The sequence below is a fragment of the Pseudomonas sp. C9-3 genome (assembly GCF_032392015.1).
Taxonomy (GTDB): Bacteria; Pseudomonadota; Gammaproteobacteria; order Pseudomonadales; family Pseudomonadaceae; genus Pseudomonas; species Pseudomonas nitroreducens.
The window spans coordinates 1,047,807-1,074,502 of sequence record NZ_CP135919.1 but is presented as its reverse complement, the minus strand read 5'-3'; the positions used below and the strand labels follow the sequence as shown (position 1 = coordinate 1,074,502).

Annotated in this window: 23 protein-coding genes and 1 pseudogene; 12 read left to right on the top strand and 12 right to left on the bottom strand. The window is 66.3% G+C overall.

Translation table 11 applies throughout. The annotated features are described in order from the left end of the window. The first annotated feature begins 197 nt into the window (after positions 1–197). The 5 genes from glcD to RS899_RS04760 all read left to right on the top strand — a co-directional run bounded on the left by glcD (position 198) and on the right by RS899_RS04760 (position 6,330). Complete coding sequence (gene glcD, locus RS899_RS04780; protein ID WP_315809212.1) at positions 198–1,697, top strand: glycolate oxidase subunit GlcD; 1,500 nt, start codon at positions 198–200, stop codon at positions 1,695–1,697. Then, a complete protein-coding gene (gene glcE / locus RS899_RS04775; protein WP_315809211.1) occupies positions 1,697–2,737 on the top strand; it encodes a glycolate oxidase subunit GlcE in 1,041 nt (346 codons plus the stop codon). Before glcD ends, glcE begins: the two co-directional genes overlap by 1 nt. Next, entirely contained in the window at positions 2,737–4,011 is a 1,275-nt protein-coding gene (glcF, locus tag RS899_RS04770; protein ID WP_315809210.1) for a glycolate oxidase subunit GlcF, read from the top strand. The genes glcE and glcF overlap by 1 nt, the downstream gene beginning before the upstream one ends. Continuing rightward, positions 3,990–4,388, top strand: a complete 399-nt coding sequence (locus tag RS899_RS04765) for a heme-binding protein (protein WP_024764357.1) — start codon at positions 3,990–3,992, stop codon at positions 4,386–4,388. The genes glcF and RS899_RS04765 overlap by 22 nt, the downstream gene beginning before the upstream one ends. Before the next feature lie 253 nt (positions 4,389–4,641). Beyond that, on the top strand, positions 4,642–6,330 hold the full coding sequence (locus RS899_RS04760) for a lactate permease LctP family transporter (protein ID WP_315809209.1): 1,689 nt from the start codon (positions 4,642–4,644) through the stop codon (positions 6,328–6,330). Positions 6,331–6,614: 284 nt separating this feature from the next. Here the strand turns inward: RS899_RS04760 and arfB are convergent, their stop codons facing one another. Next, on the bottom strand, positions 6,615–7,028 hold the full coding sequence (arfB, locus tag RS899_RS04755; protein WP_315809208.1) for an alternative ribosome rescue aminoacyl-tRNA hydrolase ArfB: 414 nt from the start codon (positions 7,026–7,028) through the stop codon (positions 6,615–6,617). Between the two features lie 369 nt (positions 7,029–7,397). On the opposite strand from arfB, the gene RS899_RS04750 reads away from it, so the two are divergent. Continuing rightward, complete coding sequence (locus tag RS899_RS04750) at positions 7,398–8,192, top strand: nucleoside-binding protein (protein WP_226046570.1); 795 nt, start codon at positions 7,398–7,400, stop codon at positions 8,190–8,192. Between the two features lie 170 nt (positions 8,193–8,362). On the opposite strand, the gene RS899_RS04745 is transcribed toward RS899_RS04750, so the two are convergent. From RS899_RS04745 to hppD, 4 genes are all read right to left on the bottom strand, one after another. Then, positions 8,363–8,740, bottom strand: coding sequence for an MliC family protein (locus RS899_RS04745; RefSeq protein WP_024764361.1), 378 nt, complete (start codon positions 8,738–8,740; stop codon positions 8,363–8,365). 105 nt (positions 8,741–8,845) lie between these two features. Beyond that, positions 8,846–10,261, bottom strand: coding sequence for an amino acid permease (locus tag RS899_RS04740; RefSeq protein ID WP_315809207.1), 1,416 nt, complete (start codon positions 10,259–10,261; stop codon positions 8,846–8,848). A 112-nt stretch (positions 10,262–10,373) separates the two neighbouring features. Then, positions 10,374–11,015, bottom strand: coding sequence for a maleylacetoacetate isomerase (gene maiA, locus RS899_RS04735; protein ID WP_315809206.1), 642 nt, complete (start codon positions 11,013–11,015; stop codon positions 10,374–10,376). A gap of 52 nt (positions 11,016–11,067) precedes the next feature. After that, complete coding sequence (hppD, locus tag RS899_RS04730; RefSeq protein WP_315809205.1) at positions 11,068–12,150, bottom strand: 4-hydroxyphenylpyruvate dioxygenase; 1,083 nt, start codon at positions 12,148–12,150, stop codon at positions 11,068–11,070. Between the two features lie 303 nt (positions 12,151–12,453). Here hppD and RS899_RS04725 point away from each other — a divergent pair, with 303 nt between their 5' ends. The 3 genes from RS899_RS04725 to RS899_RS04715 all read left to right on the top strand — a co-directional run bounded on the left by RS899_RS04725 (position 12,454) and on the right by RS899_RS04715 (position 15,048). Beyond that, positions 12,454–13,221, top strand: coding sequence for a helix-turn-helix transcriptional regulator (locus tag RS899_RS04725; protein ID WP_315809204.1), 768 nt, complete (start codon positions 12,454–12,456; stop codon positions 13,219–13,221). A 674-nt stretch (positions 13,222–13,895) separates the two neighbouring features. Further along, a complete protein-coding gene (locus RS899_RS04720; RefSeq protein ID WP_081754002.1) occupies positions 13,896–14,057 on the top strand; it encodes a DUF1427 family protein in 162 nt (53 codons plus the stop codon). Positions 14,058–14,091: 34 nt separating this feature from the next. Continuing rightward, positions 14,092–15,048, top strand: a complete 957-nt coding sequence (locus RS899_RS04715) for a zinc-binding alcohol dehydrogenase family protein (RefSeq protein ID WP_315809203.1) — start codon at positions 14,092–14,094, stop codon at positions 15,046–15,048. A gap of 205 nt (positions 15,049–15,253) precedes the next feature. Here the strand turns inward: RS899_RS04715 and RS899_RS04710 are convergent, their stop codons facing one another. Both RS899_RS04710 and RS899_RS04705 read right to left on the bottom strand, forming a co-directional pair. After that, entirely contained in the window at positions 15,254–16,045 is a 792-nt protein-coding gene (locus RS899_RS04710) for a TenA family transcriptional regulator (protein ID WP_315809202.1), read from the bottom strand. A 75-nt stretch (positions 16,046–16,120) separates the two neighbouring features. After that, positions 16,121–18,580 carry an EAL domain-containing protein gene (locus tag RS899_RS04705; protein ID WP_315809201.1) on the bottom strand — a complete coding sequence of 820 codons (2,460 nt, stop codon included), beginning with the start codon at positions 18,578–18,580 and terminating at the stop codon, positions 16,121–16,123. Positions 18,581–18,922: 342 nt separating this feature from the next. On the opposite strand from RS899_RS04705, the gene RS899_RS04700 reads away from it, so the two are divergent. Then, a complete protein-coding gene (locus RS899_RS04700) occupies positions 18,923–20,026 on the top strand; it encodes a helix-turn-helix transcriptional regulator (RefSeq protein ID WP_315809200.1) in 1,104 nt (367 codons plus the stop codon). A gap of 128 nt (positions 20,027–20,154) precedes the next feature. Next, on the top strand, positions 20,155–21,042 hold the full coding sequence (locus RS899_RS04695) for a class I SAM-dependent methyltransferase (RefSeq protein WP_233298074.1): 888 nt from the start codon (positions 20,155–20,157) through the stop codon (positions 21,040–21,042). Here RS899_RS04695 and RS899_RS04690 read toward each other — a convergent pair whose 3' ends face one another. From RS899_RS04690 to RS899_RS04670, 5 genes and pseudogenes are all read right to left on the bottom strand, one after another. After that, on the bottom strand, positions 21,043–22,836 hold the full coding sequence (locus tag RS899_RS04690; protein WP_315809199.1) for an ABC transporter ATP-binding protein: 1,794 nt from the start codon (positions 22,834–22,836) through the stop codon (positions 21,043–21,045). Further along, positions 22,829–23,464 (bottom strand): DsbA family protein, encoded by a 636-nt coding sequence (locus tag RS899_RS04685; protein ID WP_315809198.1) that lies wholly within the window; start codon positions 23,462–23,464, stop codon positions 22,829–22,831. Before RS899_RS04685 ends, RS899_RS04690 begins: the two co-directional genes overlap by 8 nt. 3 nt (positions 23,465–23,467) lie before the next feature. Next, positions 23,468–24,403 carry a rhodanese-related sulfurtransferase gene (locus tag RS899_RS04680; protein WP_054908230.1) on the bottom strand — a complete coding sequence of 312 codons (936 nt, stop codon included), beginning with the start codon at positions 24,401–24,403 and terminating at the stop codon, positions 23,468–23,470. A gap of 177 nt (positions 24,404–24,580) precedes the next feature. After that, positions 24,581–24,892 carry a BolA family protein gene (locus RS899_RS04675; RefSeq protein ID WP_054908229.1) on the bottom strand — a complete coding sequence of 104 codons (312 nt, stop codon included), beginning with the start codon at positions 24,890–24,892 and terminating at the stop codon, positions 24,581–24,583. Positions 24,893–24,974: 82 nt separating this feature from the next. Beyond that, positions 24,975–25,533, bottom strand: a pseudogene (locus RS899_RS04670) (DUF2059 domain-containing protein). 121 nt (positions 25,534–25,654) lie between these two features. Here RS899_RS04670 and RS899_RS04665 point away from each other — a divergent pair. Further along, positions 25,655–26,668 carry a DUF2804 domain-containing protein gene (locus tag RS899_RS04665; RefSeq protein ID WP_233298077.1) on the top strand — a complete coding sequence of 338 codons (1,014 nt, stop codon included), beginning with the start codon at positions 25,655–25,657 and terminating at the stop codon, positions 26,666–26,668. Positions 26,669–26,696 lie beyond the last annotated feature (28 nt).

The window sequence follows — 26,696 nt, the reverse complement described above, 5'->3', positions numbered from 1 at the left end:
GTAACCACCGGCCTCGTGCCCAACAACCCTAGCCGCCACGGCCGGGCCTTTCCAGCGCAGCGGCACGCAACAACTGGTCCGACCAGTGCGAAAGGCGATGGACGCCTGCGAAGCGGCGGCCGCATGTTCACGGCGCTGTGGCTCATGAAGCCCGCCTGACGGGCTCGTCCAATAACAAGATCAGAGCACCGTGGCCCATGAATATCCTCTACGACGAGCGCGTCGACGGCGCGCTGCCTGCCGTCGACAAGTCCGCCCTGCTCGCCGAGCTGCGCGCGACACTGCCCGACCTCGAACTGCTGCACAACGCCGAAGACTTGAAGCCCTACGAGTGCGACGGCCTCTCCGCCTACCGCACCGTGCCGATGCTGGTGGCGCTGCCCGAGCGCATCGAGCAGGTGCAGGCGCTGCTCAAGCTCTGCCACGCGCGCCAGGTACCGGTGGTGGCGCGTGGCGCAGGCACGGGCCTGTCTGGCGGTGCGCTGCCGCTGGAGAAAGGCATCCTGCTGGTGATGGCGCGCTTCAACCGCATCCTCGAAGTCAACACCGCCGGCCGCTTCGCCCGCGTGCAACCCGGCGTGCGCAACTTGGCGATCTCCCAGGCCGCCGCGCCGCACGGGCTTTACTACGCACCCGATCCGTCGTCGCAGATCGCCTGTTCCATCGGCGGTAACGTCGCCGAGAACGCCGGCGGTGTGCATTGCCTCAAGTACGGCCTGACCGTGCACAACCTGCTGAAGGTGGACATCCTCACCGTCGAGGGCGAGCACCTGACGTTGGGCAGCGACGCCCTCGACAGCCCCGGCTTCGACCTGCTGGCGCTGTTCACCGGCTCCGAAGGCATGCTTGGCATCGTCACCGAGGTCACCGTCAAGCTGCTGCCCCGGCCGCAGGTGGCGCGGGTGCTGCTGGCCAGTTTCGATTCGGTGGAAAAGGCCGGCCACGCGGTGGCCGACATCATCGCCGCCGGCATCATCCCTGGCGGGCTGGAGATGATGGACAACCTGTCGATCCGCGCCGCCGAGGACTTCATCCACGCCGGCTACCCGGTGGACGCGGCGGCCATCCTGCTGTGTGAACTGGACGGCGTGGAGGCTGACGTACAGGACGACTGCCAGCGCGTCGACGGCGTGCTGCGCGCGGCCGGCGCCACCGATGTGCGGCTGGCCTGCGACGAGGCCGAGCGCGTGCGCTTCTGGGCCGGGCGCAAGAACGCTTTCCCCGCGGTGGGGCGCATCTCCCCGGACTACTACTGCATGGACGGCACCATCCCGCGCCGCGAGCTGCCGCGCGTGCTGCACGGCATCGCCGAGTTGTCGAAGGAATTCGGCCTGCGCGTGGCCAACGTATTCCATGCCGGCGACGGCAACATGCACCCGCTGATCCTCTTCGACGCCAACGTACCCGGCGAGCTGGAGCGCGCCGAGGCCATCGGCGGCAAGATCCTCGAGCTCTGCGTGGCGGTGGGCGGCAGCATCACCGGCGAACACGGCGTGGGGCGCGAGAAGATCAACCAGATGTGCGCGCAGTTCAACAGCGACGAACTGACCCTGTTCCATGCGGTGAAAGCGGCCTTCGACCCGGACCGCCTGCTCAACCCCGGCAAGAACATCCCAACCCTGCACCGCTGCGCCGAATTCGGCGCCATGCACGTGCACCACGGCCAGTTGCCCTTCCCCGACCTGGAGCGTTTCTGATGGCCGATGCCAGTGCCGACCTGCTCGAACAGGTGAACCAAGCGCTCCACGCTCGAACGCCGCTGCGTCTTCGCGGCGGTGACAGCAAGGCCTTCCTAGGCCGCCCGGTGAACGGCATGGAGCTGGATACCCGCGCCCATTGCGGCATCGTCAGCTACGACCCGACCGAGCTGGTGCTCACCGCCCGCGCCGGCACGCCGCTGGCGGAGATCGAAGCGGCGCTGGAGGCCGCCGGGCAGATGCTGCCCTGCGAGCCACCAGACTTTTCCACAGCAACCTTCGGCGGCATGGTCGCGGCCGGGATATCCGGCCCGCGCCGGCCCTGGTCGGGCTCGGTGCGCGACTACGTGCTGGGCACACGGATGATCACCGGCCACGGCAAGCTGCTGCGCTTTGGCGGCGAGGTAATGAAGAACGTCGCCGGCTATGACCTCTCCCGCTTGCTCGCCGGCAGTTTCGGCTGCCTTGGGCTGATCACCGAAGTGTCGATGAAGGTGCTGCCCAAACCCCGGATGTGCGCCAGCCTGCGCCTGCAAATGGACGTTCACCAGGCGCTGGGAGAACTGGCGGAATGGGGCGCGCAACCGATCCCGATCACCGCCGCCTGCCACGACGGAGCGGCGCTGCATCTGCGCCTGGAGGGCGGCAAAGGCTCCGTGTGTTCCGCACGCCTGCGCCTGGGTGGCGAGGAGATCGGCAGCGATTACTGGCAGGACTTGCGCGAGCAGCGCCTCGGCTTCTTCACCGGCCCCGGCACGCTGTGGCGGCTGTCACTGCCCAACGCGACCCCGGCGATAGCCCTGCCGGGTGAACAACTGATCGACTGGGGCGGCGCGCAACGCTGGCTGAAGTCCGACGCGGACGCCGAGCTGATCCGCCACAGCGTCGCCGAGTTCGGCGGCCACGCCACTCGCTACGCGCCGGGTGACGATGCGTTCCATCCACTGCCTGCCGCCCTGCTGCGCTATCACCGCAGCCTCAAGCAGCAGTTGGACCCGCAAGGCATCTTCAACCCCGGCCGGATGTACAGGGAGCTCTGATGCAAACCAACCTGAGCGAACAGGCCAGGCATCTGCCGCGCGCCGAGGAAGCCGAGCGCATCCTGCGCTCCTGCGTGCACTGCGGCTTCTGCACCGCCACCTGCCCGACCTACCAGTTGCTGGGCGACGAACTGGACGGCCCGCGCGGGCGTATCTACCTGATCAAGCAGGTGCTCGAAGGCGTTGATCCCAGCGCGAGCACCCGCGAACACCTGGACCGCTGCCTGAGCTGCCGCAATTGTGAAAGCACATGCCCTTCCGGCGTGGACTACCACAACCTGCTGGACATCGGCCGCGCGGTGGTCGAGGAGCAGGTGCCGCGAACCTTCGGCGAGCGCGCGATGCGTCGCGGCCTGCGCGCCGTGGTGCCGAATGCCGCTCTGTTCGGCGCGCTGGCCAAGGCCGGGCGGGCCTTCTACCCACTGCTGCCGGAGAGCCTGCAAAGCAAACTGCCGCGCCATCCGCACCCACCCGTGGAACGCCCGAAACCACACCACACCCGGCGCATGCTGATGCTCGAGGGCTGCGTGCAACCGGCACTTTCCCCCAACACCAATGCCGCCACCGCGCGGGTGCTGGATCGTCTGGGCATCAGCGTGATCCCGGCGGCGGACGCCGGTTGCTGCGGCGCCGTGGACTATCACCTGAACGCCCAGGAAGACGGGCTGGACCGCGCCCGGCGCAACATCGACGCCTGGTGGCCTTCCATCGAAGCCGGCGCCGAGGCCATCGTGCAGACCGCCAGCGGCTGTGGTGCCTTCGTCCGCGATTACGGTCACCTGCTGGAACGCGACGCCGCCTACGCCGCCAAGGCAAAGCGGATCAGCGAGCTGTCCCGCGACCTCTCCGAAGTGCTGCGCGACGAGCCGCTGGAAGAACTCCACCTGCAGGGCGACCGCCGCCTGGCCTTCCACTGCCCCTGCACGCTGCAGCACGCGCTGAAGCTGGGCGGCGCGGTGGAAAGCGTGCTCACGCGCCTGGGCTTCAGCCTTACCGACGTACCGGACAGCCACCTGTGCTGCGGCTCCGCCGGCACCTATTCGCTCACCCAGCCGGCGCTGTCCAGGCGGCTGCGCGACAACCGGATGCAGGCACTGGAAAGCGGCAACCCGGAGGTCATCGTCACCGCCAATATCGGCTGCCAGACACACCTGGGCGGCGCGGGACGCACACCGGTTCGGCACTGGATCGAACTGGTGGAGGAAGCGCTGGCCGACGCGCCGCAACCCCACTCTCAAGGCGAGGTGCAAGCATGCTCAACAAAGCCGTTCTGACCCAGCAGGAGGTCGGCCGCATCCTTGCCGCCGCCCGCGATGAGGCGCAGCGCAATCACTGGGCGGTGTCCATCGTGGTAGTGGACGACGGCGGCCACCCGCTGGCCCTGGAACGCCTCGACGGCTGTGCCCCGGCCAGTGCCTACATCGCCACCGAAAAGGCCCGCAGCGCGGCGCTGGGCCGGCGCGAAACCAAGGGCTACGAGGACATGGTCAACAACGGCCGCGTAGCCTTCGTCAGTGCGCCGTTGATCACTTCGCTGGAAGGCGGCGTGCCGGTCGTCGTCGAAGGCCAGGTGATCGGCGCGGTCGGCGTCTCCGGCGTGAAAGCCGGGGAAGATGCGCAGGTTGCCAGCGCAGGCGTGGCGGCGCTGTGATGGCGCCCACGCGACTCCGGCGACAGGTGCCCAGCGGCCGGGTTGCGGTCGCCGTCGGCTTCGAGCGAGCCGGCGGCGACGCCCGCGAAAGCGTGCCTGCAGCGTTATTCAAAAGCCCCGTTACGCGACGCGTGCCGGGGCTTTTTCCATGGGCGCCGGCACATCGCCGGCCGCCGTCCAACGCACCACCGACGAAAGTTATCCACCGCTGACGCTTTGCCGTGTGCATCCACAACAACAAGGGACAATCCCCATGCAAACCTGGCAACAGCTCTACACCCCGCTCGGCAGCCTCGGGCTGTCGGCACTGGCGGCCCTCGTGCCGATCATCTTCTTCTTCCTCGCGCTGGCGGTGTTCCGCCTGAAGGGGCATGTCGCCGGCGCGATCACCCTGGTGCTGTCATTGCTGGTCGCGGTATTCGTCTACCACATGCCGGTGGACAAGGCCCTGGCGTCGGCGGTCTACGGCTTCTTCTACGGGCTCTGGCCAATCGCCTGGATCATCGTCGCGGCGGTGTTCCTCTACAAGCTGACGGTGAAGAGCGGGCAGTTCGAGATCATCCGCAGCTCGGTGCTGTCGATCACCACCGACCAGCGTTTGCAGGTGGTGCTGATCGGCTTCTCCTTCGGCGCGTTTCTCGAAGGTGCGGCGGGCTTCGGCGCACCAGTGGCGATCACCGCGGCGCTGCTGGTCGGCCTGGGCTTCAACCCGCTGTATGCGGCAGGGCTGTGCCTGATCGCCAACACCGCGCCGGTAGCCTTCGGTGCGCTGGGCATCCCGATCATCGTCGCCGGGCAGGTGTCGGGGGTGGATGCCTTCAAGATCGGCGCCATGGCCGGGCGACAGTTGCCGATCCTGTCGGTGATCGTGCCGTTCTGGCTGGTGGCGATGATGGACGGCTGGCGCGGCATTCGCGAAACCTGGCCGGCGCTGCTGGTGGCCGGCGGCACCTTCGCGGTCAGCCAGTTCCTCACCTCCAACTTCATCGGCCCGGAACTGCCGGACATCACCTCCGCGCTGCTGAGCATGGTCTGCCTGACGTTGTTCCTGCGGGTGTGGCAGCCGGTAAACCTGCGCGAAACGGAGTTCTCCAGCATCAATGCCGACGGCAGCGCGACACTGGGCAACTTCGGCGGCGGCGGCCCGCGCCAGGAGTTGCAGTACAGCCTGGGGCAGATCATCAAGGCCTGGTCGCCGTTCCTGATCCTGACGGTGCTGGTGACGATCTGGACGATGAAGCCGTTCAAGGCGCTGTTCCTGCCCGGCGGCGCGCTGGAGAGCTGGGTGGCGGTGATTGCTGTGCCCTACCTCGACCAGCTTGTCCTGAAGGCCGCCCCTATCGTCGCCAACCCGACACCCATGCCCGCGATCTACAAGTTCGACCTGGTGTCGGCCAGCGGCACGGCGATCTTCATTTCGGCACTGATTTCGATGGCCATCCTGCGCATCGACTTCAAGAGCGGCGCGGTGACCTTCCGCGATACGCTGCTGGAGCTGAAATGGCCGGTGCTGACCATCGGCATGGTGCTGGCCTTCGCGTTCGTCACCAACTACTCGGGCATGTCCACCACGCTGGCGCTGGTGCTGGCTGGAACCGGCGCGGCCTTCCCGTTCTTCTCGCCGTTCCTCGGCTGGCTGGGGGTGTTCCTCACCGGGTCGGACACGTCATCCAATGCCCTGTTCGGCTCGCTGCAGGCGACCACCGCGCACCAACTCGGCGTGAGCGACACGCTGCTGGTGGCGGCCAACACCACCGGCGGAGTCACCGGCAAGATGATCTCGCCACAGTCCATCGCCGTGGCCTGCGCAGCCACCGGGATGGTCGGCCGGGAGTCGGACCTGTTCCGCTTCACGGTCAAGCACAGCCTGATCTTCGCGGCATTCATCGGCTTGATCACGCTGGCGCAGGCGTATGTGTTCACGGGGATGCTGGTGCACTGACAACATTCCCGCCTGGCGCCGGGGTATTTGTAGGAGCGAGGGGGACGCCATCGTTATTGCTCGCGAACCGATTTCGCAGCGGGCGCTGGTTCGAGAGCAAGCTCGCTCCTACGAAAGCCAAGGGCCCCTCACCCTAACCCTCTCCCGCAAGCGGGAGAGGGGACTGTTCGGAGCAGGATGAAACCATGCTGTCAGCCGGCACAATCGGCCCCCTCTCCCCCTGGGAGAGGGCTGGGGTGAGGGAATGGCCCGAGCGCCGATTTTCCCAACTGCCCTGACCGTGCTCAGTAATCCACCTTCCCTCGCCCCGCCTTGATGTTGCCCCGCTTGCTCTTACCCTCCAGCCGGCGCGTCTTCGAGCCGAGCGTCGGCTTGGTCGGACGGCGCTTCTTCTCCACTTTCGTGGCGCTGCGGATCAGCTCCGCCAGGCGGTTGAGCGCGTCCTCGCGATTCTGTTCCTGGGTCCGGAACTGCTGCGCCTTGATCACCACCACGCCGTCGCTGGTGATGCGCTGGTCGCTGAGCGCGAGCAGGCGTTCCTTGTAGAACTCCGGCAGGGACGAGGCGCGCACATCGAAGCGCAGGTGCACCGCGCTGGACACTTTGTTGACGTTCTGCCCGCCGGCGCCCTGGGCGCGGATGGCAGTCAGCTCGATCTCCGCGTCGGGGATCTGCACGGTGTTGGAAATCTGCAGCATGGGAAGCATTCAAAGTGGAAATGAATGTCAGGATACCGCGCAGCGCCGCTGGTGTCCCGAAGCCATCTAGCCCGCCGTGGAGCGCCCGTTCCTGACTTCCGCGTCAATTTTTGTATACGAATTTGTGTACAAGTTTTTCTTGCAATGTCATCAATTCACCATTAGAACCCAGCCTGTCACCGACCGCAGTTCCTCCTGCGGGACGCCGGCCCCCAAGCCACAAAAACAAGAAAAAGACAGAGGTGCAGCATGGTTTCATCCGCGACGACGGCCGTTGGCGCCGCCCGCCCCCAACCGCGTTCCAGCCGCCGCCTGAGCAACGGCCGCCGGTTCGCCCTCGGTACCGCGCTGGTCCTCGCCCCGCTGGGCATGGCGCAGGCCGAAGACGATCGCTTCTTCGAGTGGACCAGCAACACCCTGGGCTTCCGCTACGGCAAGGGCTTCACCAACCCGAACAACCCGCACGACATCAGCAAGCGCATCTTCAGCTTCAGCCACGCCGATGGTTACCGCTACGGCAGCAACTTCTTCCACCTCGATGTGCTGCAGTCCGACAGCGATGACCCGCGCAAGGGCACCGACCACGGCAGCAGCGAGGTCTACGGGGTATTCCGCAGCCAGCTGTTCGCCTCGCGGGTGTTCGACCTGCCGCAGGGCAAGGGCCTGGTGAAGGACCACGCCTTCACCTTCGGCTTCGACGCCAGCCGCAACAACAACCTCGGCTCGGCGAAGAAGCGCGCACTGGTGTTCGGCCCGACCATCAAGTTCAACGGCCCCGGCGTGCTGGACCTCTCGCTGTTCTACTACCGCGAGAAGAACCACTCCGGCATCCCCAACGCGAAACACCCGGACCACACCTTCGACACCACCTACATGCTCAACCTGACCTGGCTGCGGCCGTTCCAGCTGGGTGATCACGGTGCGAAGTTCCAGGGCTTCCTGAACTACACCGGGGAGAAGGGCGAGGACTACAACGACAACGACACCGCGCCGGAAACGCTGGTCCGTACCTCGCTGATGTTCGCCACCCTGCCCGGCACCAAGCGCCAGCCGAACCTGTGGCTGGGCGTGGGCTACGAGTACTGGCACAACAAGTTCGGCGTGGATGGCGGGCGCGGCACCCGTACCTCGACGCCGACGGTGAACCTGGAGTTTACCTTCTAGGGTCGGAAGTGGCGGTGGCTCGCGAGCAAGCTCGCTCCTACAAAAAGCAATGCCGGACGCGAGCCGGTTCCTGTAGGAGCGAGCTTGCTCGCGAACCCGCCTGACTCTGCCCCTACCATGAAAAAGCCCGGCCAATGCCGGGCTTTTTCGTCAGCGCAGTACAGAAAGCATCAACGCTCCTTGCAGGCCACGCCATCGGCGGGCTCGCCGCCTTTCCAATCCTTGTACAGGGTCGCGTCTTCGCCCTTGGTCCACCAGACGTACTGCCCGGCGGCATAGCGCGCGCCGGAGGCAGAGATGACATTGGCGAAGACCAGGCTGGAGGCGTCCGTCACCGGCACCACGGCCAGGCTGTTGTCGCCCTTGTTCAGGTACTGCACGCTGATCTTGCGGCCGTCCTCGCACTTGTACGAGACGCTGCGCGAATCCAGCTTGGCGTCGCCGGGCAGGACCAGCGCGTCGACCTGGGGTGCTTTCTTCTCTTCACCGCCGCAAGCGACGAGGATGACCGGCACGGCCGCCGCGAGCAGCCAAAGTGCTTTTTTCATGAGTATCCCTCTGACGAAAAATGGCCCGATCACTCTAGGAAGGATCGGGCCACGCGGTCAATCGCGCGCGGCTCGACCCAACGTAGGATCAGGCCGCCAGGTCAGTCAGTCAGCCAGCGCCGCGCTGGCGCTGCTGCGCGCAGCCGGCTGGCGCTTGAGGCGATAGCAACCGTACATCACCAGCAACCACACCGGGATCGCGTAGACCGAGACCTGGATGCCCGGCGTGAGCAGCATGACGCCGAGGATGAACACCACGAAGCCCAGGCACAGCCAGTTGGCCGCCGGATAGGCGACGGCCCGGAAGGCGCTGCGCTTGCCCTCGGCATCCATGTGCGCGCGAAACTTCAGGTGCGCCAGGCTGATCATCGCCCAGTTGATCACCAGCGCGGCGACCACCAGGGACATCAGCAGCTCCAGCGCGCGGGCCGGCACCAGGTAGTTCACCAGCACGGCGAGGAAGGTCACCGCCGCGGAGACCATCAGCGAGCGCACCGGCACGCCACGGCTGTCCACCTTGGCCAGCGCGCGCGGGGCATCGCCCTGCTCCGCCAGGCCCACCAGCATGCGGCCGTTGCAGTAGGTGCCGCTGTTGTAGACCGACAGCGCGGCAGTGAGCACCACGAAGTTGAGAACATGCGCCGCGGTGCCGCTGCCGATCATCGAGAAGATCTGCACGAAGGGGCTGCCGCTGTAGGAGTCGCCGGATGCGTTGAGGGTCTGCAGCAGGCTGTCCCACGGGGTCAGCGAGAGCAGCACGGTGAGCGCGCCGATGTAGAAGATCAGGATGCGGTAGATCACCTGGTTGATCGCCTTGGGGATCACCTTTTTCGGCTGGTCGGCCTCGGCGGCGGTGAAGCCGAGCATCTCCAGCCCGCCGAAGGAGAACATGATGATCGCCATGGCCATCACCAGCCCGCTGATGCCATTGGGGAAGAAGCCGCCGTGGGCCCACAGGTTGCTCACGGTTGCCTGCTCGCCCCCGGTGCCGCTGGCCAGCAGGTAGCAGCCCAGGGCGATCATGCCGACGATGGCGGCGACCTTGATGATGGCGAACCAGAACTCCGCCTCGCCGAAGGCCTTCACGTTGAACAGGTTGATCGCGTTGACCACCACGAAGAAGACTGCCGCCGTGGCCCAGGTCGGCACGTCCGGCCACCAGTAGTGGATGTACTTGCCCACCGCGGTGAGCTCCGACATGCCCACCAGGATGTACAGCACCCAGCAGTTCCAGCCCGAGAGGAAGCCGGCGAAACCGCCCCAGTACTTGTGCGCGAAGTGGCTGAAGGAGCCGGCCACGGGCTCCTCGACGATCATTTCGCCGAGCTGGCGCATGATCAGGAAGGCAATGCAGCCGGCGATGGCATAACCGAGGATCATCGACGGCCCGGCAGACTTGAGCACCCCGGCCGAGCCGAGGAACAGCCCGGTACCGATGGCGCCGCCGAGGGCGATCAGCTGGATATGGCGATTCTTCAGGCCGCGCTGGAGCTGGCCTGCGTGTTGAGTTTCACGCGTCATGCGTCACCTGTTGTTTTTATCTGTGACGGGATTCGGCCGCCCGGCTTGTGGCCAGGCGGTGCGGGCAAGGCAAGGCTAAAGAGCGGTGGAGCGGGCAGGCTGGTTTACAGGGTTACTGGGCGTCGGGCTGCACCTCCGGAGCGGCCTGCTGGAAGGCTTCGAGGAGCTCGCAGCGCGCGGCGATGGCGAGCAGGCGCGGGCAGCCGGAGAGGTCGCAGTCAAAGCGACGGGCGTTGTACAGCTGGGGAATCAGGCAAGCCTCGAAGTAGCCGGGGCGCTCGCCGAGGGACTGCGGGCCGCTCCAGCTGGAAACGCCCTCCTCTACCGCCTGCAGGCCGGTTTCGACCCAGTGGCGAATCCACGCCGTCTTCGCCTCGTCCGCCACCGCCAGCGGGCCGCTGAGGTACTGCAGCACACGCAGGTTGTTCAGCGGGTGAATGTCGCAGGCGATATGCAGGGACAGTGCACGAACCTGCGCACGCTGCAGCGCATCGCGCGGCAGCAGGCCGGGTTGCGGATGGGTTTCGTCGAGGTATTCGAGGATGGCCAGGGACTGGGCAATGCGGGCATCGCCGTCCACCAGCAGCGGCACCAGTTCCTGGGGATTGAGCGCCTTGTAATCGGTGGCGTGCTGCTGGCCGCCGTCCTTCACCAGGTGCACGGGCACCTGGCGGTAGGCCAGGCCCTTGAGGCCGAGCGCGATGCGCACACGGTAGGCGGCGCTGGAGCGCCAGTAGGAGTACAGGGTGAGCATGGCGTTTCTCCGAGGGTGGCCACGCTACGCGCGCGGCCACCCTGCTAGCGATTTACTGATCGGAGATCACGCCACGGCGAATCTGGTCTTCCTCGATGGATTCGAACAGGGCCTTGAAGTTGCCCTCGCCGAAGCCCTGGTTGCCCTTGCGCTGGATGATCTCGAAGAAGATCGGGCCGATCACCGTGTTGGTGAAGATCTGCAGCAGGATGCCGTCGTCGCCCGGTGCGCCGTCGATCAGGATGCTCAGCTCGCGCAGGTCCTGCAGCGATTCGCCGTGGCCGGCGACGCGGGTGTCGACCTTCTCGTAGTAGGTGTCCGGAGTGGTCATGAAGTCCACGCCGTTGGCGCGCAGCTTGCGCACGGTTTCGTAGATGTTCTCGGTGGTCAGGGCGATGTGCTGGATGCCTTCGCCGTGGTACTCGCGGATGAATTCCTCGATCTGCGACTTGTCGTCGGCCGACTCGTTGATCGGGATGCGGATTTTGCCGCAGGGCGCGGTCATGGCGCGGGACAGCAGGCCGGTGAGCTTGCCTTCGATGTCGAAGTAGCGGATCTCGCGGAAGTTGGCGATGCGCTCGTAGAAGCCGGACCAGACGTCCATCTGGCCGCGCTTGACGTTGTGGGTCAGGTGGTCGATGCACAGCAGGCCGACGGCGTTGTCGGTGGCGCTGCGGCCTTCGATGAACTCGAAGTCGACGTCATAGATGCTCTTGTCGCCATAACGGTCGACGAGATACAGCAGCGAACCGCCAATGCCTTCGACGCAGGGGATGTTCAGCTCGCCGAAGTTGGCGTGGCTGCCCACCAGCTTGGCGCCCTGGGATTCGACGTAGGCGGCGGCCTGGGCGGCATTCTTCACCCGGAAGGCCATGGCGCAGGCGCTCGGCCCGTGCTTCCTGGCGAACTCGTGGACGTGGCCGGTGGGGCTGCCGTTGAGCACGATGTTGATGTCGTTCTGCTGGAACAGGAAGACTTCCTTGGAACGGTGCTTGGCGGTCTCGGTGAAGCCCATGCCCGTGAACAGCTGGCGCAGTTGCTCGATGCCCTGGGCGTCGGGGGCGGTGAATTCGACGAACTCGAAGCCGTCGGTGCCGATGGGGTTGTGTTGCTCGATCTTGGTCACGGCGTTCATCCGGCCTCCTCGTTGTCGTTATCGGCTGGTTCGGCGCAGGGGCCGTCCAGGCGTTTGGAATACCTTCATCACAACCGTCGCGGAGCTTTGGAACAAGCCACCGGCGGGGCGTTACCGGGGCCAAAGGCGCCGCGGCGCGGCAAGAAATCCTTACGTCGCCCAAAGCCCCGTGCGGCATGCCGTCGCACCGTAAAGAATTCGTGACAATGTGGTGCGCCGGCGTGCCAGTGCGAGTGCCGCGCACTCGTCAGGCCGTCGCGTGGCGGCTACCATGCGGCCCATCTCCCCTGCCCGAATCGTCCCATGGCCCGCGCCGCTCCCCCCGATTTCGACGCCACGCCCGCTCCACTGCGCGCCCTCGCCCGCAGCTATCCGCGCGGCCTGCACATCGAGCCGCACTCCCATGACTGGGGGCAGGTGCTCTATGCGATGTCCGGCGTGATGTGGCTGGAGACGCCCTCCGAAGCGCTGCTGGTGCCGCCCAATCGCGCCGTCTGGCTACCGCCCCAGGTGCTTCATGGCATCCGCGTGGTCAGCGAGCTGCAGATGCGCAACATCTACCTGCGGCCGGGCACGGCGGATTCGCTGGGCGAGCAGGTGCAGGCGTTCGAGGTCGGCGGGCTGCTGCGCGAGCTGATCGTCACGCTGGTGCAGCACGAGCGCGAGCCGGACACCGACTACTACCAGGCGCTGTCGCAACTGGCGGTGCTGGAGCTGCAACGCGCCCGCAGCCTGCTGCTGCGCGTGCCGCTGCCGGAGGATTCCGACCGCCGCCTGCTGAACCTGTGCCTGACGGTGATGGCCGAGCCGAGCCAGGAGATTTCCTTCGAGCAGCACGCCGCCGACGCTGGCGCCAGCGTGCGCACCCTCGCCCGCCTGTTCCAGCGCAGCCTGGGCATGGGCTTCGCCCAGTGGCGCCGGCAGGTGCAGCTGGCCACGGCGGTGGCGCAGCTCAACGAGGGTATGCCGGTGAGCCAGATCGCCCATGGGCTGGGGTACCAGCCGGGGAGCTTCAGCGAGATGTTCCGACGCGAGCTGGGCGTGGCGCCTTCGGAGTATTGCGCCCGATAGGCCGGGCCTTTCGTAGGAGCGAGCTTGCTCACGAACGGCATTGCACCGTGCCTTGCGGGTTCGCGAGCAAGCTCGCTCCTACAGGAAAAGCGTGCATCACGCTCTGGTTCTGGTTCTGGTTCTGGCTTCTAGAAGACTTCCAGAGAAACATCCAAGCGCTCCGGAATACCCCGTTCAGGAGGCCTCGTTGAATTGGAGTTTCAGGGGTTGAGCGACATGGATGTCGCGAGAGCGGCGATGGGCCAGGGATGGCCCTTCGCCGCGTGCCCCTGAAACTTCAATTCAACGAGGGTATTTTTCGCCCCAAGCGAAAAACCGGATGTCCGGGGCAAGACCTTTGCCTTCTTTGGGTCGTTTGCCAAAGAAGGTCGCCCGACGGGGCGAAACACAGAGTTTGCGCGTATGCCGTCGCGACGCTGAAAACCTCAAGCCAACGCAGCACCGTAGGCCGCATAACCCGAAACGGGTTATCCGCCGAATACCTCGCGGCGGATAACGCTGGCGCGTTATCCGCCCTACGAAGTGGCCCAGCCTTCTCCCGTGCCCGGCACGCCCATCCAATACACCCACCAACATCTGTCCGATATTCCGAAGCCAATGACCGGCGGCGCCAAGGCGCGGCCCCTAGACTGCCCCCATCCCACCCAGCCGCCGGAGCGATCCACGGAGGACACATGAGCTACCTGATCTCCCTGGCCATCGGCATCGCCGTCGGCCTGGCCTACCACTTCCTCGACTTCCGTTCGCCAGCGCCGCCGCTGGTGGCGCTGGTCGGCCTGCTGGGCATGCAGATCGGCGAGAACGCCCTGCCGCTGCTGACCCGCTGGTTCCACTGATCCCATCTCCCACTGCTTGCCAAGGACCCGTGCCATGAAAGCCCTGCAATTCGACCGCACCGGCGACCTCGCCGCCCTGAGCTTCACCGAGATCGCCGACCCGGTGCCCACCACCGACGAGGTGCTGGTGGAAGTCCACGCCGCCGGCCTCAACCCCAGCGACGTGAAGAACGTCCTCGGCCGCTTCCCCTACACCACCCTGCCCCGCGTGCCCGGCCGCGATTTCGCCGGCACCGTGGTGAAGGGCCCGACCGAGTTGCTGGGCAAATCCGTCTGGGGTACGGGCCGGGGCCTGGGCTTCAGCCGCGATGGCAGCCACGCCGGGTTGATGAGCGTGCCGACCGGTGGCGTGGCGCTGATGCCCGAGCGCATGAGCTTCGCCCAGGCCGCCAGCTGCGGCGTGCCCTTTACCACCGCCTGGGACGCCCTGGAGCGCAGCCAGGTCGGCAAGGGTACGCGCCTGCTGGTGATCGGCTCCGGCGCAGTCGGTGCGGCAGCCATTTCCCTGGCCAAGGCCCGTGGTGCGCAGGTGCTGGGCGCGGTACGGCGCGCCGAGTCGCAGGTGGAACTGCAGGCCCAGGGCGTCCCGAGCCTTCTGCTGGGCTCGGCGGAAACGCTGGCGGCGCAGGTGGAAGAACATTTCCCCGGCGGCGCCGAGGTGATCTTCGATACCACTGGCTTCTGGCTGCCGGCCGCCGTTTCCGCCCTGGCCACCTTCGGCCGCATCGCCATCATCGCCGCGCCGGTGGACGGCCATGTGCAATTGCCGGCCCTGGCGCTGTACCGCCGCGGCGGTTCGGTGGTGGGGGTGAATTCGCTGCTGTACGACACAGTGGCCTGCGCGGCGATGCTGCGCCAGTTCGGCCAGTGGTTCGACAACGGCAGGCTGCCGCTGCCCACCGGCCTGCGCGAAGTGCCGTTGAGCGAGGGTGTGCAGCGCTACCACGAGATCAACGAGGGCAGCAGCGAGAAGATCATTCTCGTGCCGTGAGGCTGAACTTGAGGTCGATGGAGAGCCCCTCTCCCTGAAGGGAGAGGGAGCCGTCCGAGCGGGCCGAACAAGACGTCTTTATCCTGCAACCTCAGACTGTGCACGCCAGTCAGCGACGATATCAATCCGCTCCCCCTTTCCCTCTGGAGCGGGGCGCGCAGCCAGGGTTGGGGTGAGGGCAAAGCCCTGTCGAGTAGCGGTGGCCCTATCCCGCCGCCTTCATCGAAGAGTCCCGCCGCACCCCACCCTGCGCCTGCTCCAGCGCCAGGCAGTGGTCGAGGAACATGCGCATGTAGCCGTAGCTCTTGCAGATCGCCTCGCGCAGGGCCAGGCAGCGCGGCATGGCGAGCTGCGGGCCGCAGAGGGTGCAGATGATCTCCAGGGCTTCCCACGGATGATCATCGTCGTAGCGGGCATGCATCTTCAGCCAGCGCATGGCGTCCTTGCGGGTGCCGGCCGGCAGGGTACGTTCGTAGGTGTCGGTGGAGCAGACCAGCGCCGACCAGTCTCCCGTCGCGCCTTCGATGGCATAGTTGGTGGCCGCCATGGCCAGCGCCAGCTCCTCGGTGGCGCAACTGTGCCAGCACCAGTGGCCGAGGGCGTGGAGCTCCGCGGGCACCAGTTGCGCCTTGAGTTCGGCCAGGGTCACGCCATAGGCCTCGGCCCAGCGCACCCAGTAGTCGGCGTGATTGAGTTCGACGCGGATATTGCGCATCAGCCAGCGCCGCGCCATGTCCTCGCCGGGGCTGCGGCCGAAGCGGGTCTTGAGCAGGTTGTGGGACATGTACAGGGGGAACTGCTCGACCACCTGCCAGCCGCCGATGAGGAAGGCGCGCAGGGTATGGCGGCTCAGCTGGCCGTCGCGCATTCGCGCATAGAGGGGATGCCCGACCACCGCCAGGCGGCTGGTCTCGCACTCCTGCACCAGGCGTTGCGCCCAGTGCGGGTAACTGGAAAGTTCCTTGAGCGGCCCACTGCGAACAAAGGTGTCGTTCATCCAAGGCTCCGTGCTGGTCGATCCATGCAAGCACCGGTAGATCAGGCCTCAGGTTAGTCCTCTCCGGGCGGCGCGTCACCGTCCGGAGGTTGTGTCGGTTGCTACGGCTGCGACGTGCGTCTCACGCAGGAAGCTGCGATTGAAGGGTTGCGGCCGAGCCAGGCCGTACCCCTGGGCGTAGTCGATGCCTATTTCGCGCAGGACTTCGAGGATTTCCTGCGTCTCGACGAACTCCGCCACGGTGCGTTTGCCCATCACATGGCCGATCTGATTGATCACCTGGACCATGGCGCGGTCGATCGGGTCCTCCAGCATGTCCTTGATGAAGCTGCCATCGATCTTCAGGTAATCCACCGGCAGGTGCTTGAGGTAGACGAAGGAGGACATGCCAGCACAGAAGTCGTCCAGCGAGAAACGGTACCCGAGGGCCTTGAGTTCCTGGATGAACCGCGTGGCGTTGACCAGGTTGGCAATGGCGCTGGTCTCGGTGATCTCGAAGCACACGCTGGACGGTTCGATGCCGTAGCGCGGCTGAACCTCGCGGAGAAAGTCGAGGAAGGTATCGTCGCCGATGGTCGCGCCGGAGAGGTTGATGGCGCAGGTGTGGATCGGTTCGTAACCGCCCTCGGCGATGCGCTCGGCCAGGATCTTGAAGGCGTTCTCGACCACCCAGCGGTCGATGTCCGGCATCAGGCCGTAGCGTTCCGCGGCGGGGATGAAGTTGATCGGCGCGACCAGCCGGCCGCACTCGTCATTCAGGCGCAGCAGCAGCTCGACATGGGCGCCTTCCATCGCGCGGTCGTCGACCGGGAAGATCGACTGGGCGTAGAGACAGAAGCGCTCCTCCTCCAGCCCCAGGCGGATGCGCTGCACCCAGGCCATTTCGCCGACGCGGTTGGACAGTTCGGTGTCGTCCGGGCGGAATACCTGGGCGCGGTTGCGGCCCTTTTCCTTGGCCATGTAGCAGGCCATGTCGGCGCAGCGCAGCGCCTCCTCCACCGACACCAGCATGGCGGAGATATGCACCACGCCGATGCTCACGGTGATGTTGAAGCCGCGGCCCTCCCACATGAAGTGCAGGGCCTGCACGGTCAGGCGGATGCGCTCGGCGATCTGCACCGCCATGTCCGGCGGGCAATGCTCCAGCAGGATGCCGAACTCGTCGCCACCCAGGCGCGCCAGGGTGTCGCCTTCGCGCAGGCACTGCTGCAACACCGAGCAGACCTGGCGCAGCAGTTCGTCGCCGGCGGCGTGGCCGCAGGTGTCGTTGACCAGTTTGAACTGGTCCAGGTCCAGGTACATCAGCGAGTGCTGGTCGTGGGAGTCCGCCGAGCTTTCCAGGGCCTGCTTGAGGCGGAACTCGAACTCCCGGCGGTTGGTCAGGCCGGTCAGCGCGTCGTGGGTCGCCTGCCAGGACAGGCTGGCCATGTACTGGCGCTCGCGGGTCATGTCGTGCAGCACCAGTACTACGCCGACCACTCGCCCTTCGGCATGGATCGGCGTGGCCACCAGGGTCACCGCCACGCTGGTGCCGTCCAGGCGCTGGATCAGCTTGCTGGTCTCGCTGCCGCCGTCCACCTCGCCACGCAGGATCTGCCCAACCAGCGGCAGGCCCTCGACCTGGGAGCTCTCGTCGAGCACCTGCAGCAGCGAGCGCAGCGGCAGGCCGACGGCCATGGAGTTGTCCCAGCCGATCAGGCGCTCCGCCGCGGGGTTGAAGTAGGCGATGCACTCATGTTCGTCGAGGGTGACCACGCCGTCGCCGATGGCCGCCAGGGTGGTCTGCGCGCGCTCCCGCTCGGTGTCCAGGGCACTTTCGAAGGCGCGTTGCTGGTGCAGCAGCTTGCGCGTGCGCCAGACCGCCAGGAGGATCAGCGCCAGGCCGGTCAGGCAGTTGGTGACCAGCAGCACCCACATGATCATCCGCGAGCCCTGCCCCAGGGCGGCGGAGAAGGCCATGGCGGCCGGCGTGACACCGTCATTGATCGCCTGGATGCGGCTGTTCCAGTAGCTCAGGTCGCCGGGGCGGACGTCATTGGCGCGAATCTTCGCGCTCATCTCGTCAGCCAGCTGCTCCAGCTGGTCGAGATAGGCGTCGCCGATGATCCACATCTTCACTGCCTGGTCGAAGTAGCTGTACTCGTGGAAGTAGCAGTACAGCCACACCAGCGCGCCGACATCGTCAGGATGGATGCCGCCCTGCAAGGCACCGGCACGGGCGAGTTCCAGGTCGGGCTGACTGAGGTCGAGTGCAGCACGGAAGGTCCGATCGCCCTGGGGAATGGCAATGGCGGTGCGATAGCGCTCGTAATCCTCCGGATCACGGCTCTGGCCGTAGAGCTGCAGGTAGTGGATGGCGTCCTTCTGGCCCTTGGACCAGAGGCTCTCGCCGCCGACGTAGGCGCGCACGCCAGAGAGGATAAAGAAGCTGCCGCTGCCAATCATCGTCTGCAGCAGGACCACGACCATGAACGGCCAGACCAGCTTGAGCAGACGCGTCGTACGGCGGGTCGGCAACAGTCCCAATGCATCCATAGCCAGTTTCGACTTCCTTCTTTCAATGCCTGGCAGGCCAAGGGGTGCAGTCAGGCAACACCCGGGACTTTTCTGTCAGGCCGCCCCTTCCTTAACTTCTAGCCGATCACGGGAAATCCACAAACCAGGCACCATGACGCTTGGTCGGCTGGTGGCCGGCCTCCCGCCGGAAAAACACTGCCGAAGGCTCTGGAGCGGGCCTGTACAGGCAACGCGAAAAGCAGCCGATTAGTGGCCTTGCGACAGCTAAGGCCATGTGCCATACCTCAGTCGATCGTGCATTCTGCAAAGTGCAATCTGCAAGGTGATCCGTGCAATCCGCGAGCAACCGATGGAGCGCCCATGCCACAGCGGGATATGGACATGCAGTACGACCGGCTGGTGGGCCTGACCTACGAGTGCGTGCTCGACGAGGCCAACTGGCTGCCGCTGCTCACCGAGCTGATCTGCGCCAGCGGCCGCCAGCAGGGTGCCCTGCTGTTCTGGGACCAGACCGAGAGCGGCGCGCTGGCGAGCGAGATCAACCTCTGCGATCCCGGCGCCATCGAGACCTATAACCGCGAGTTCTGCACCATCGACCCGTCCAAGGGATTCATGCTCCATCGCCCGGTAGGCCACTGGTACCACGACCGCGAGGAGTACGGCCCGCAGCGCATCGCCCGCGATCCGTACTACCAGGAATTCCAGCGCCCCAATGGCATGCACAACGTGTCCTGCCTCAAGCTCAACGAACAGGCCAACTCCGGCGTCTACCTGTCGGTGCTGACCAGCCTCGGCGCGCGCTATCCCGATACACAGGAACAAACCCTGCTGACCCGCCTGAGCGAGCATCTGACCCGCGCGGCACGGATGTTCGGACGCATCGATGAGATGCGCCAGCAACTGGCCCATCGCGACCTGCTGCTGGACCAGCACCCCACCTCGCTGTGGCTGCTGGAGGGCAATGCCCGCGTGCTCTACGCCAACCAGGCGGCGCGACAACGGCTCGGGCAGCGCACCGGGCTGTTCCATGAAGTCTTCGGCCGCCTGCACTGCCGCCAGCACGACACGAGGCTTCAGGCGCTGGTGCGCCAGGCCGCGCCGCGCGCCGGCAAGGCAAAGGCCGGTTGGCTGCCGCTGGACGATGGCAGCGGGCAGGAGCTACTGGTCACCCCGGTGTCAGCCGAGGCGAAGTTCAACCAGCCCTTCCAGCGCCCGCTGGTACTGCTGGCGCTGCTCGATGCGCACCGCCAGAGCGGTCTGCTGGGCGACCTGTTCGGCCTCACCCCGGCCGAACAGCGCCTGGGCGCCCTGCTGGTACGCGGCCTGACGCCCGAACACTGCGCCGACCAGCTCGGCACCTCGATCAATACGGTACGCAGCCAATTGCGCGCGCTGTTCCGCAAGACCAGCACCAGCCGCCAGGCCGAACTGGTCAGCCTGCTGGTGCGGCTGGGACAGCGCTGATTTTTCGCTGCCGTCATTCATTCAGATGATGGCCCGGGGCCAACCTGCCCCTAAGGTAGTGGACAGGTCAGCGGCCAAGTCGCCACTGGTGCACTTACTTCACTGAGCGTGGCCCCCAGGTGGATGGAATGGACAATCGCTTTCAGCAGCATCCGGGCTCGCTAAGCGAGGCCATCGAACAACTCGAACAACAGCTGCGCCACCTGCGCGATGGCGAGGCCGACCTGCTGGCGTTCGCCACGGACAGCCCATCGCCAGCGCAAGCACCGCGCGTCCTGCCGTTCCCCCGGCGGCGCGAACGGCCGATGGGCGAAGGCGCCGGCAATGCCGTACTGATGGATTACCTCTATGGCATCGACAGCACCCTGCACTCGCTGCTGCCCGACGGGCCGACCGAAGAGCTGTTCCGTTACGCCAGCTCCGCCCCCGCCTCCCGCGCGTTGCGCTCGCGCCGCCAATTGCTGGCGCGGGAGATCGACCGCTGCTGCGACCAGCTCAGTGGCCAGGCCCGCATCCTCTGCGTGGGCTGCGGGCACCTGCGCGAGGTCGAACTGGCGCGCTCGCTGCGCCATGGCCACTTCCGCGAATTCGTCGCCCTAGACGCCCAGGCACTGTCGCTGCAGACGGTGGAGGCCAGCTACGCCGCGCTCGGCGTACTGACGCAGCAATGCACCCTGGATGAGCTGTTCTACGGCCGCCAGGAGCTTTGCCACTTCGACCTGATCTACTCCCCCGGCCTCTACGAGGTGCTCGACGACCACGACGCTCGCGACCTGACCCGCAACCTGTTCGCCCGCCTGCTGCCCGGCGGGCGCCTGCTGATGGGCAACTTCCTGCCCGGCGTGCCCGACATCGCCTACCTCGAAGGGCTGCTGGACTGGCGCCCGCACTACCGCACCGATGCGTCGCTGCTCGACCTGCTGCTGGGCATTCCCTACAACGACATCGGCAGCGCGCGGGTCTTCCACGACCTGGGCAACTGCGTGGCCTTCCTCGAGGTCACGCGCTACGGCTGATCAGCCCTGCTGCAGGTGGCCGTAAAGGCGAGCGTAAAGCCCGCCTTCGGCGATCAGCTGCTGGTGATCGCCATCCTCGGCGATGCGCCCGCCATCGAACACCAGCACGCGGTCGGCCTGTTTCACCGCGGACAGGCGGTGGGCGATGATCAGCGTGGTGCGGCCTTCCAGGAAGCGCTCCAGCGCCTGGTGCAGGGCATATTCGGTGGCGGCATCCAGCGCCGAGGTAGCCTCGTCGAGGATCACCACCTTCGGCTCGGCGAGCACCATGCGGGCAATCGCCAGGCGCTGCCGCTGGCCGCCGGAGAGGCGCACGCCGGAACGCCCGACCACGCTGTCCAGCCCCTGTGGCAAGGCGCGGATGGTGTCCGCCAGCTGCGCCACTTCCAGCGCACGCCAGCACGCCTCGTCGTCACGCTCGCGGCCCATGGTCAGGTTGGCGCGCACCGTGTCGTTGAACAGCGCCGGATGCTGCAGGACCACGGCGATATGCTCGCGCACGCAGTCCAGGCCAATCTCCTCCAGTGCCGCGCCGCCATAGCGGATGGTCCCGAACTGCGGCTGGTAGAGGCCCAGCAGCAACTGCACCAGGGTGCTCTTGCCGCCGCCGCTGGCGCCGACGATGGCAACCTTTTCGCCGGGGGCAATATCCAGGTCGAGACCGTCCAGCACCAGCTCATCGCGGTAGGCAAAGCTCAGGTCGCGCACCTGGATGCCGACGCTGCTCTGCCCGGCGAACGGATCGCGGCGATGTTCGTAATGCGGCTCATCGGCACGGGCCAGCAGCTCGTTGATCCGCGCCAACGCACCGCCGGCGGCGTAATACGCGTATTGCAGGCTGAGCAGTTGCTCGACCGGGCCGATCATGAACCAGAGGTAGCTGAACACTGCCAGCATCTGGCCGATGGACAGGTCGGAGAACAGCACGGTGACCATCGCCGCGGCGCGGAACAGGTCGATGCCGAACTGGAACAGCAGGCCGCTGGCACGCCCGGCGGCATCGCTCTTCCATTGCGAGGCGACGGCATAGTCACGCACCTCGCGGGCGCGCACGCCGAGGCGGCCAAGGAAGAAGCCCTGGCGATTGCCGGCGCGTACTTCCTGAATGGCTTCAAGGGTTTCGGTCAGTGCCTGGGTGAAGCGCGAGGTGCTGTCGTTTTCCAGCTTCTTCAGGTGCTTCACGCGCTTGCCCAACTGCACCGTGGCGAAGATCACCAGCGGATTGAACAGCAGGATCAGCAGCGCGAGCTTCCAGTGCATCCAGATCAGGATGCCAGCGGTGCCGCAGAGGGTCAGCAGCGCCACCAGGAAGCGGCTCAGGGTGTCGCCGACGAACTTGTCGAGGGTGTCCAGGTCGGTCACCAGGTGCGTACTGACCGAGCCGCCGCCCAAGGTTTCGTACTCGCCCAGGGCGATGCGCTTGAGCCGTTCGATCAACCTCAGGCGAATGCGATAGACCACGTCCTTGGACAGCCGCGCGAACAACCGGGCCTGCAGCACGTTGAATACCAGCGCGCAGCTGCGCAGCACCAGGGTCACCAGCAGCATCAGGCCGATGTAGCCGGCGGGCTTGTGCCAGCCGGCGGGCAGCCAGTGGTTCATCACCTGCAGGGCGGCGTCGCCCTTGCCCAGCAGCACTTCGTCCACCAGCAGCGGCAGCAGCAGCGGGATCGGCACGCTGCAGGCGGTGGCCAGCACGGCGACCAGGTTGGCGAGGAGCAGGGCCTTGCGATGACGGAAAGCGAGCCGGCGAATCTCCGCCCAGCTCAGGCGGTCAGCGGACAGCTCAGGCATGCCGCCCACGCTCCAGCCAGCGCTCCAGCAGCGGCGCGAGCTCGCCCAGCGGCTGGTAGCCGTTGGTCAGCAGGGCCAGTTGGCCATCGCGCTCGGCCAGCAGCGTGGGGAAACCGGCGATGCCCAGGTCGCGGGCCCAGGAGAAGTCCGCCAGGGTCGCCAGGTGGTTGTCCTGGCTGTCGAAGGCCTCGGCGAACTCGATGCGCGGAAGGCCCACCTGTTCGGCCAGTTCGGTGAGCACGCTGACCTGGGTGACGTCGCGGCCTTCGGCGTAGAAAGCCCGCTGGATTTCGCCGACCAGCGCCCAGGCGCAGTCTTCGTCCAGGCGCCGTGCAGTGACCACGGCGCGGCAGGCCGGCTCGGTGTCGTAGACGAAGCCGTCGGGCAAGGCGTCCTCGAAGCGGAACGGCTGGCCGGTGGCGTCATGCACCGCGTGCCAGTGTTCGAGGATGTAGCGCTTGGTGGTCGGTTCCAGCGCCGCGCCCTGCCCCGTGCGCAGCCCGCCCATGACCAGCGCCAGCGGCACTCCCGCGGCGCGCGCCTGCTCCACCAGCTTCCCGGCCACCGGGGCGAAACCCCAGCACCAGGAGCACATCGGGTCCATCACGTAGAGCAGACGGCTGGTCATGGATCAGTTCTCCGCGCGGGGATCACGGCCAATGGGGTGCGGCTGGTTGCGCTGGCGCGCCAGTTCGATCTGCTTCTGCCGCTCGCGGGCACTGGCGCGCGTCTTCTCCGAGAGCGAGTCCCAGCAGTGCGGGCAACTGATGCCGGGGGCGTAGTGTTCGGAGGCGCGGTCTTCGACCGAGATCGGATTGCGGCAGGCATGGCACTGATCGTAATCGCCCTCGGAAAGGTCATGGCGCACGGTCACGCGGTTGTCGAACACGAAGCAGTCGCCGCGCCAGAGAGTATCGGCTTCGGGCACTTCCTCCAGGTACTTGAGGATGCCGCCCTTGAGGTGGAAGACCTCTTCGAAGCCTTCGCTGAGCATGTAGCTCGAAGCCTTCTCGCAGCGGATGCCGCCGGTGCAGAACATGGCGACCTTCTTGTGTTTCGCCGGGTCGTAATGCTCGCGGATGTACTCGGGGAACTCGCGGAACGACTTGGTCTTGGGATCGATGGCGCCTTCGAAGGTGCCGATGGCCACTTCGTAGTCATTGCGGGTGTCGATCAGCAGCACTTCCGGATCGGAAATCAGCGCGTTCCAGTCCTTGGGCTCGACATAGGTGCCGACCTTGGCGTTCGGGTCCACGCCCGGTACGCCGAGGGTGACGATTTCCTTCTTCAGCTTGACCTTGGTGCGGTAGAAGGGCTGCTCGTCGCAGTAGGACTCCTTGTGGTCCACATCAGCCAGGCGCGGATCGTTGCGCAGCCAGGCGAGCAGGCCGTCGATGCCGGCGCGGGTGCCGGACACGGTGCCGTTGATGCCCTCTTCGGCGAGCAGCAGGGTGCCCTTCACGCCGTTGTCCAGCAGGGCCTGCAGCAGGGGTTCGCGCAGGTCGACGTAGTCGGGCAGGGAGACGAACTTGTACAACGCCGCGACGACGATTCTTTCGGTGGTCATGCATCACTCCAGTGGTCACCCGCGTAAAGGGCGGACCGGGTTTCTTTGGAACAGAACGTTTGGAAACAAAAGCTGATCGACAGCCGAACCAGAGGCTGAAAATGACAGCGCCGGCAGAAGCCGGCGCTGGGAGTCGCATTCTACCGGAGCGGGACGCAGCCCGCATCCGGCAGCCGATCAATGCGGAAGATCGTGCTTGCTGCCGCCCCTGCAGGTCGGCGAATCCGGCGCTTGTCCCTGCTGCGCCCACTCCTCGGGGGTGTAGGTGTGCAGGGCCAGGGCATGGAACTGGCCCATCAGCTCGCCGAGCGTGGCATAGACCTTCTGGTGCCGCTTTACCGCGTTCAGCCCGGTGAACGCCGGGCTGACGATCACCGCCTTGTAGTGCGTTTCCTGCCCGCGGCTGTGCATGTGGCTCTCATCGAGCACCTCGAGGTGTTGCGGTTCGAGGGTGTCCAGGGCGGATTGAATACGGTCACGCATGCTCATGGCGGTTCTCTTTCAGGTACGGGCTTTCAGGTGCGGGCTTTCAGGTGCGGGCTTTCGGTTACTGGCTTTCAGTTACTGGAGATCAAGGCTTCTTGGCCGGAGCGGCCGGGGCTTTCACACCCAGTTCCTTGTCCATGTCGGCCATCAGCTTGTTCACCGGCTCTACTGCGGTCTGCAGCTTGGCCTGGGTCAGCTGGGCGGATTCGGCGGTCAGGCGCGGCATCTTCTCCAGCACCTTGCGGCCCAGGGGCGAGGCATAGAAGTCGTTCAGCTGCTTGAGCTCGGATTCGCTGAAGTTGCTGGTGTAGAGCTTGACCAGTTCGGGCTTGAGCTTGTCCCAACCCACGGCACGGTCCAGCTCGGCGTTGGCCTTGGCCTGGTAGCGGTCGAGCACGGCCTTCTTGCTGTCCGGCGCCTTGGCCTGGGCGAAGCGCTGGGCGAGCATCTGCTGGACTTGCGCGTAGACCGGCACGGTCAGCTTGTCGGCGTGCACCTGCTTGAGGAATTTCTCCGCCTCGGCGTTGGCATCAGCCAGTGCCACGGAACTGAAGCCAACCAGAAGTGCTGCGGTGCAGAGGGAACGAAGAACGGTCATGGGGCAGTCCTGTGAGTCTGAAGGGTGTCCGTGTGGGACCCGCCATTCTGCGCCTAAGTTCGGAATGCGCTCAAGTGAGTGCCAATTGAGCGGGAAGTGACCGGCTTCTCTTGTAGGACAGTTCATGAAACGGCATGCTGCGGCGCGTTGCCACATGGATGTGACCGATGAACACCCTCAGCCTCCCGCCGACTTCCGTCGCCGCACCGCCCCTGTGCGATGCGCGCGGCCGCCTGAACAGCGCGGCCGTGGGCTGGTCGTCGCGGCCACAGACGCTCTGCCAGCTCTCCGGCAACGCCGGCCGGCGCAAGCGCTGGAACCACTGGTGCATCAACGCACCGGGCTGGATGCTCTCGATCACCATCGCCGACCTCGATTACCTGGGCTACGGCGCCGTGTACTTCCTCGACCTGGAAACCGGCCAGTCGGTGCACCGCACCCAGTTCAGCCCGTTCGGCCTGGGCTGCCACCTGCCGGACATGCCGAACCAGAGCCACCGCTTCGCGCATGGCCAGCTCAGCCTGGGCTTCGACGAGCAGCCTGGCCAGTTGCGCATCACCGCCTGCGCGCCGAACCTGGGGGGCCAGCCGCTGAACCTCTCCCTGGAGGTACAGCGCCCGGCGCACCTGGAGTCGGTCAACCTGGTGGTGCCGATGAGCGGCAAGTGCTTCCACGCCTGCAGCCGGCAGATGGGCCTGCCGATCAGCGGCAGCCTCAGCCTCGGCCACAAGACCTACCGCTGCAGCGAGGGCCAGAGCTTCGCCGCGCTGGATTTCGGCCGGGGCGTCTGGCCCTTCCATACCCGCTGGACCCGCGCCGCCTTCGCTGCGCCCGGTGGCATCGCCGGCAACTTCGGCACCGGCTGGACGGAAAACAGCCACCTGACCGAGAACGCCTTGTGGTTCGGCGGCGAACTGCAGGCGCTGGCCGGCCCTGTGGATATCCGCCAGGTACCCCACGACCCGCTGTCGCCGTGGCAATTGCGAGATGCCGACGAGCGTGTCGACCTCACCTTCACTCCGCGCAAGCTGCATCGCGCCAGCCCGCGCCTGGGCCCGCTGTTCGCCGAGACCAGCCAGTGGTTCGGCCGCTTCGACGGCTCCCTGCGCGAAGCCGGCGGCGAACTGGTGCCGGTCAACGGCGCGCTCGGCTGGATCGGTGCCACTCACGCCCGCTGGTAACCCGGTGCGTCGTTGAAACCGCTCTATC

Excerpts from the sequence above, each read along its gene's own strand:
- glcD (WP_315809212.1), top strand. The coding sequence starts at position 198 with ATGAATATCCTCTACGACGAGCGCGTCGACGGCGCGCTGCCTGCCGTC.
- glcE (WP_315809211.1), top strand. The coding sequence starts at position 1,697 with ATGGCCGATGCCAGTGCCGACCTGCTCGAACAGGTGAACCAAGCGCTC.
- glcF (WP_315809210.1), top strand. The coding sequence starts at position 2,737 with ATGCAAACCAACCTGAGCGAACAGGCCAGGCATCTGCCGCGCGCCGAG.
- RS899_RS04765 (WP_024764357.1), top strand. The coding sequence starts at position 3,990 with ATGCTCAACAAAGCCGTTCTGACCCAGCAGGAGGTCGGCCGCATCCTT.
- RS899_RS04760 (WP_315809209.1), top strand. The coding sequence starts at position 4,642 with ATGCAAACCTGGCAACAGCTCTACACCCCGCTCGGCAGCCTCGGGCTG.
- arfB (WP_315809208.1), bottom strand. The coding sequence starts at position 7,028 with ATGCTGCAGATTTCCAACACCGTGCAGATCCCCGACGCGGAGATCGAG.
- RS899_RS04750 (WP_226046570.1), top strand. The coding sequence starts at position 7,398 with ATGGCGCAGGCCGAAGACGATCGCTTCTTCGAGTGGACCAGCAACACC.
- RS899_RS04745 (WP_024764361.1), bottom strand. The coding sequence starts at position 8,740 with ATGAAAAAAGCACTTTGGCTGCTCGCGGCGGCCGTGCCGGTCATCCTC.
- RS899_RS04740 (WP_315809207.1), bottom strand. The coding sequence starts at position 10,261 with ATGACGCGTGAAACTCAACACGCAGGCCAGCTCCAGCGCGGCCTGAAG.
- maiA (WP_315809206.1), bottom strand. The coding sequence starts at position 11,015 with ATGCTCACCCTGTACTCCTACTGGCGCTCCAGCGCCGCCTACCGTGTG.
- hppD (WP_315809205.1), bottom strand. The coding sequence starts at position 12,150 with ATGAACGCCGTGACCAAGATCGAGCAACACAACCCCATCGGCACCGAC.
- RS899_RS04725 (WP_315809204.1), top strand. The coding sequence starts at position 12,454 with ATGGCCCGCGCCGCTCCCCCCGATTTCGACGCCACGCCCGCTCCACTG.
- RS899_RS04720 (WP_081754002.1), top strand. The coding sequence starts at position 13,896 with ATGAGCTACCTGATCTCCCTGGCCATCGGCATCGCCGTCGGCCTGGCC.
- RS899_RS04715 (WP_315809203.1), top strand. The coding sequence starts at position 14,092 with ATGAAAGCCCTGCAATTCGACCGCACCGGCGACCTCGCCGCCCTGAGC.
- RS899_RS04710 (WP_315809202.1), bottom strand. The coding sequence starts at position 16,045 with ATGAACGACACCTTTGTTCGCAGTGGGCCGCTCAAGGAACTTTCCAGT.
- RS899_RS04705 (WP_315809201.1), bottom strand. The coding sequence starts at position 18,580 with ATGGATGCATTGGGACTGTTGCCGACCCGCCGTACGACGCGTCTGCTC.
- RS899_RS04700 (WP_315809200.1), top strand. The coding sequence starts at position 18,923 with ATGCCACAGCGGGATATGGACATGCAGTACGACCGGCTGGTGGGCCTG.
- RS899_RS04695 (WP_233298074.1), top strand. The coding sequence starts at position 20,155 with ATGGACAATCGCTTTCAGCAGCATCCGGGCTCGCTAAGCGAGGCCATC.
- RS899_RS04690 (WP_315809199.1), bottom strand. The coding sequence starts at position 22,836 with ATGCCTGAGCTGTCCGCTGACCGCCTGAGCTGGGCGGAGATTCGCCGG.
- RS899_RS04685 (WP_315809198.1), bottom strand. The coding sequence starts at position 23,464 with ATGACCAGCCGTCTGCTCTACGTGATGGACCCGATGTGCTCCTGGTGC.
- RS899_RS04680 (WP_054908230.1), bottom strand. The coding sequence starts at position 24,403 with ATGACCACCGAAAGAATCGTCGTCGCGGCGTTGTACAAGTTCGTCTCC.
- RS899_RS04675 (WP_054908229.1), bottom strand. The coding sequence starts at position 24,892 with ATGAGCATGCGTGACCGTATTCAATCCGCCCTGGACACCCTCGAACCG.
- RS899_RS04665 (WP_233298077.1), top strand. The coding sequence starts at position 25,655 with ATGAACACCCTCAGCCTCCCGCCGACTTCCGTCGCCGCACCGCCCCTG.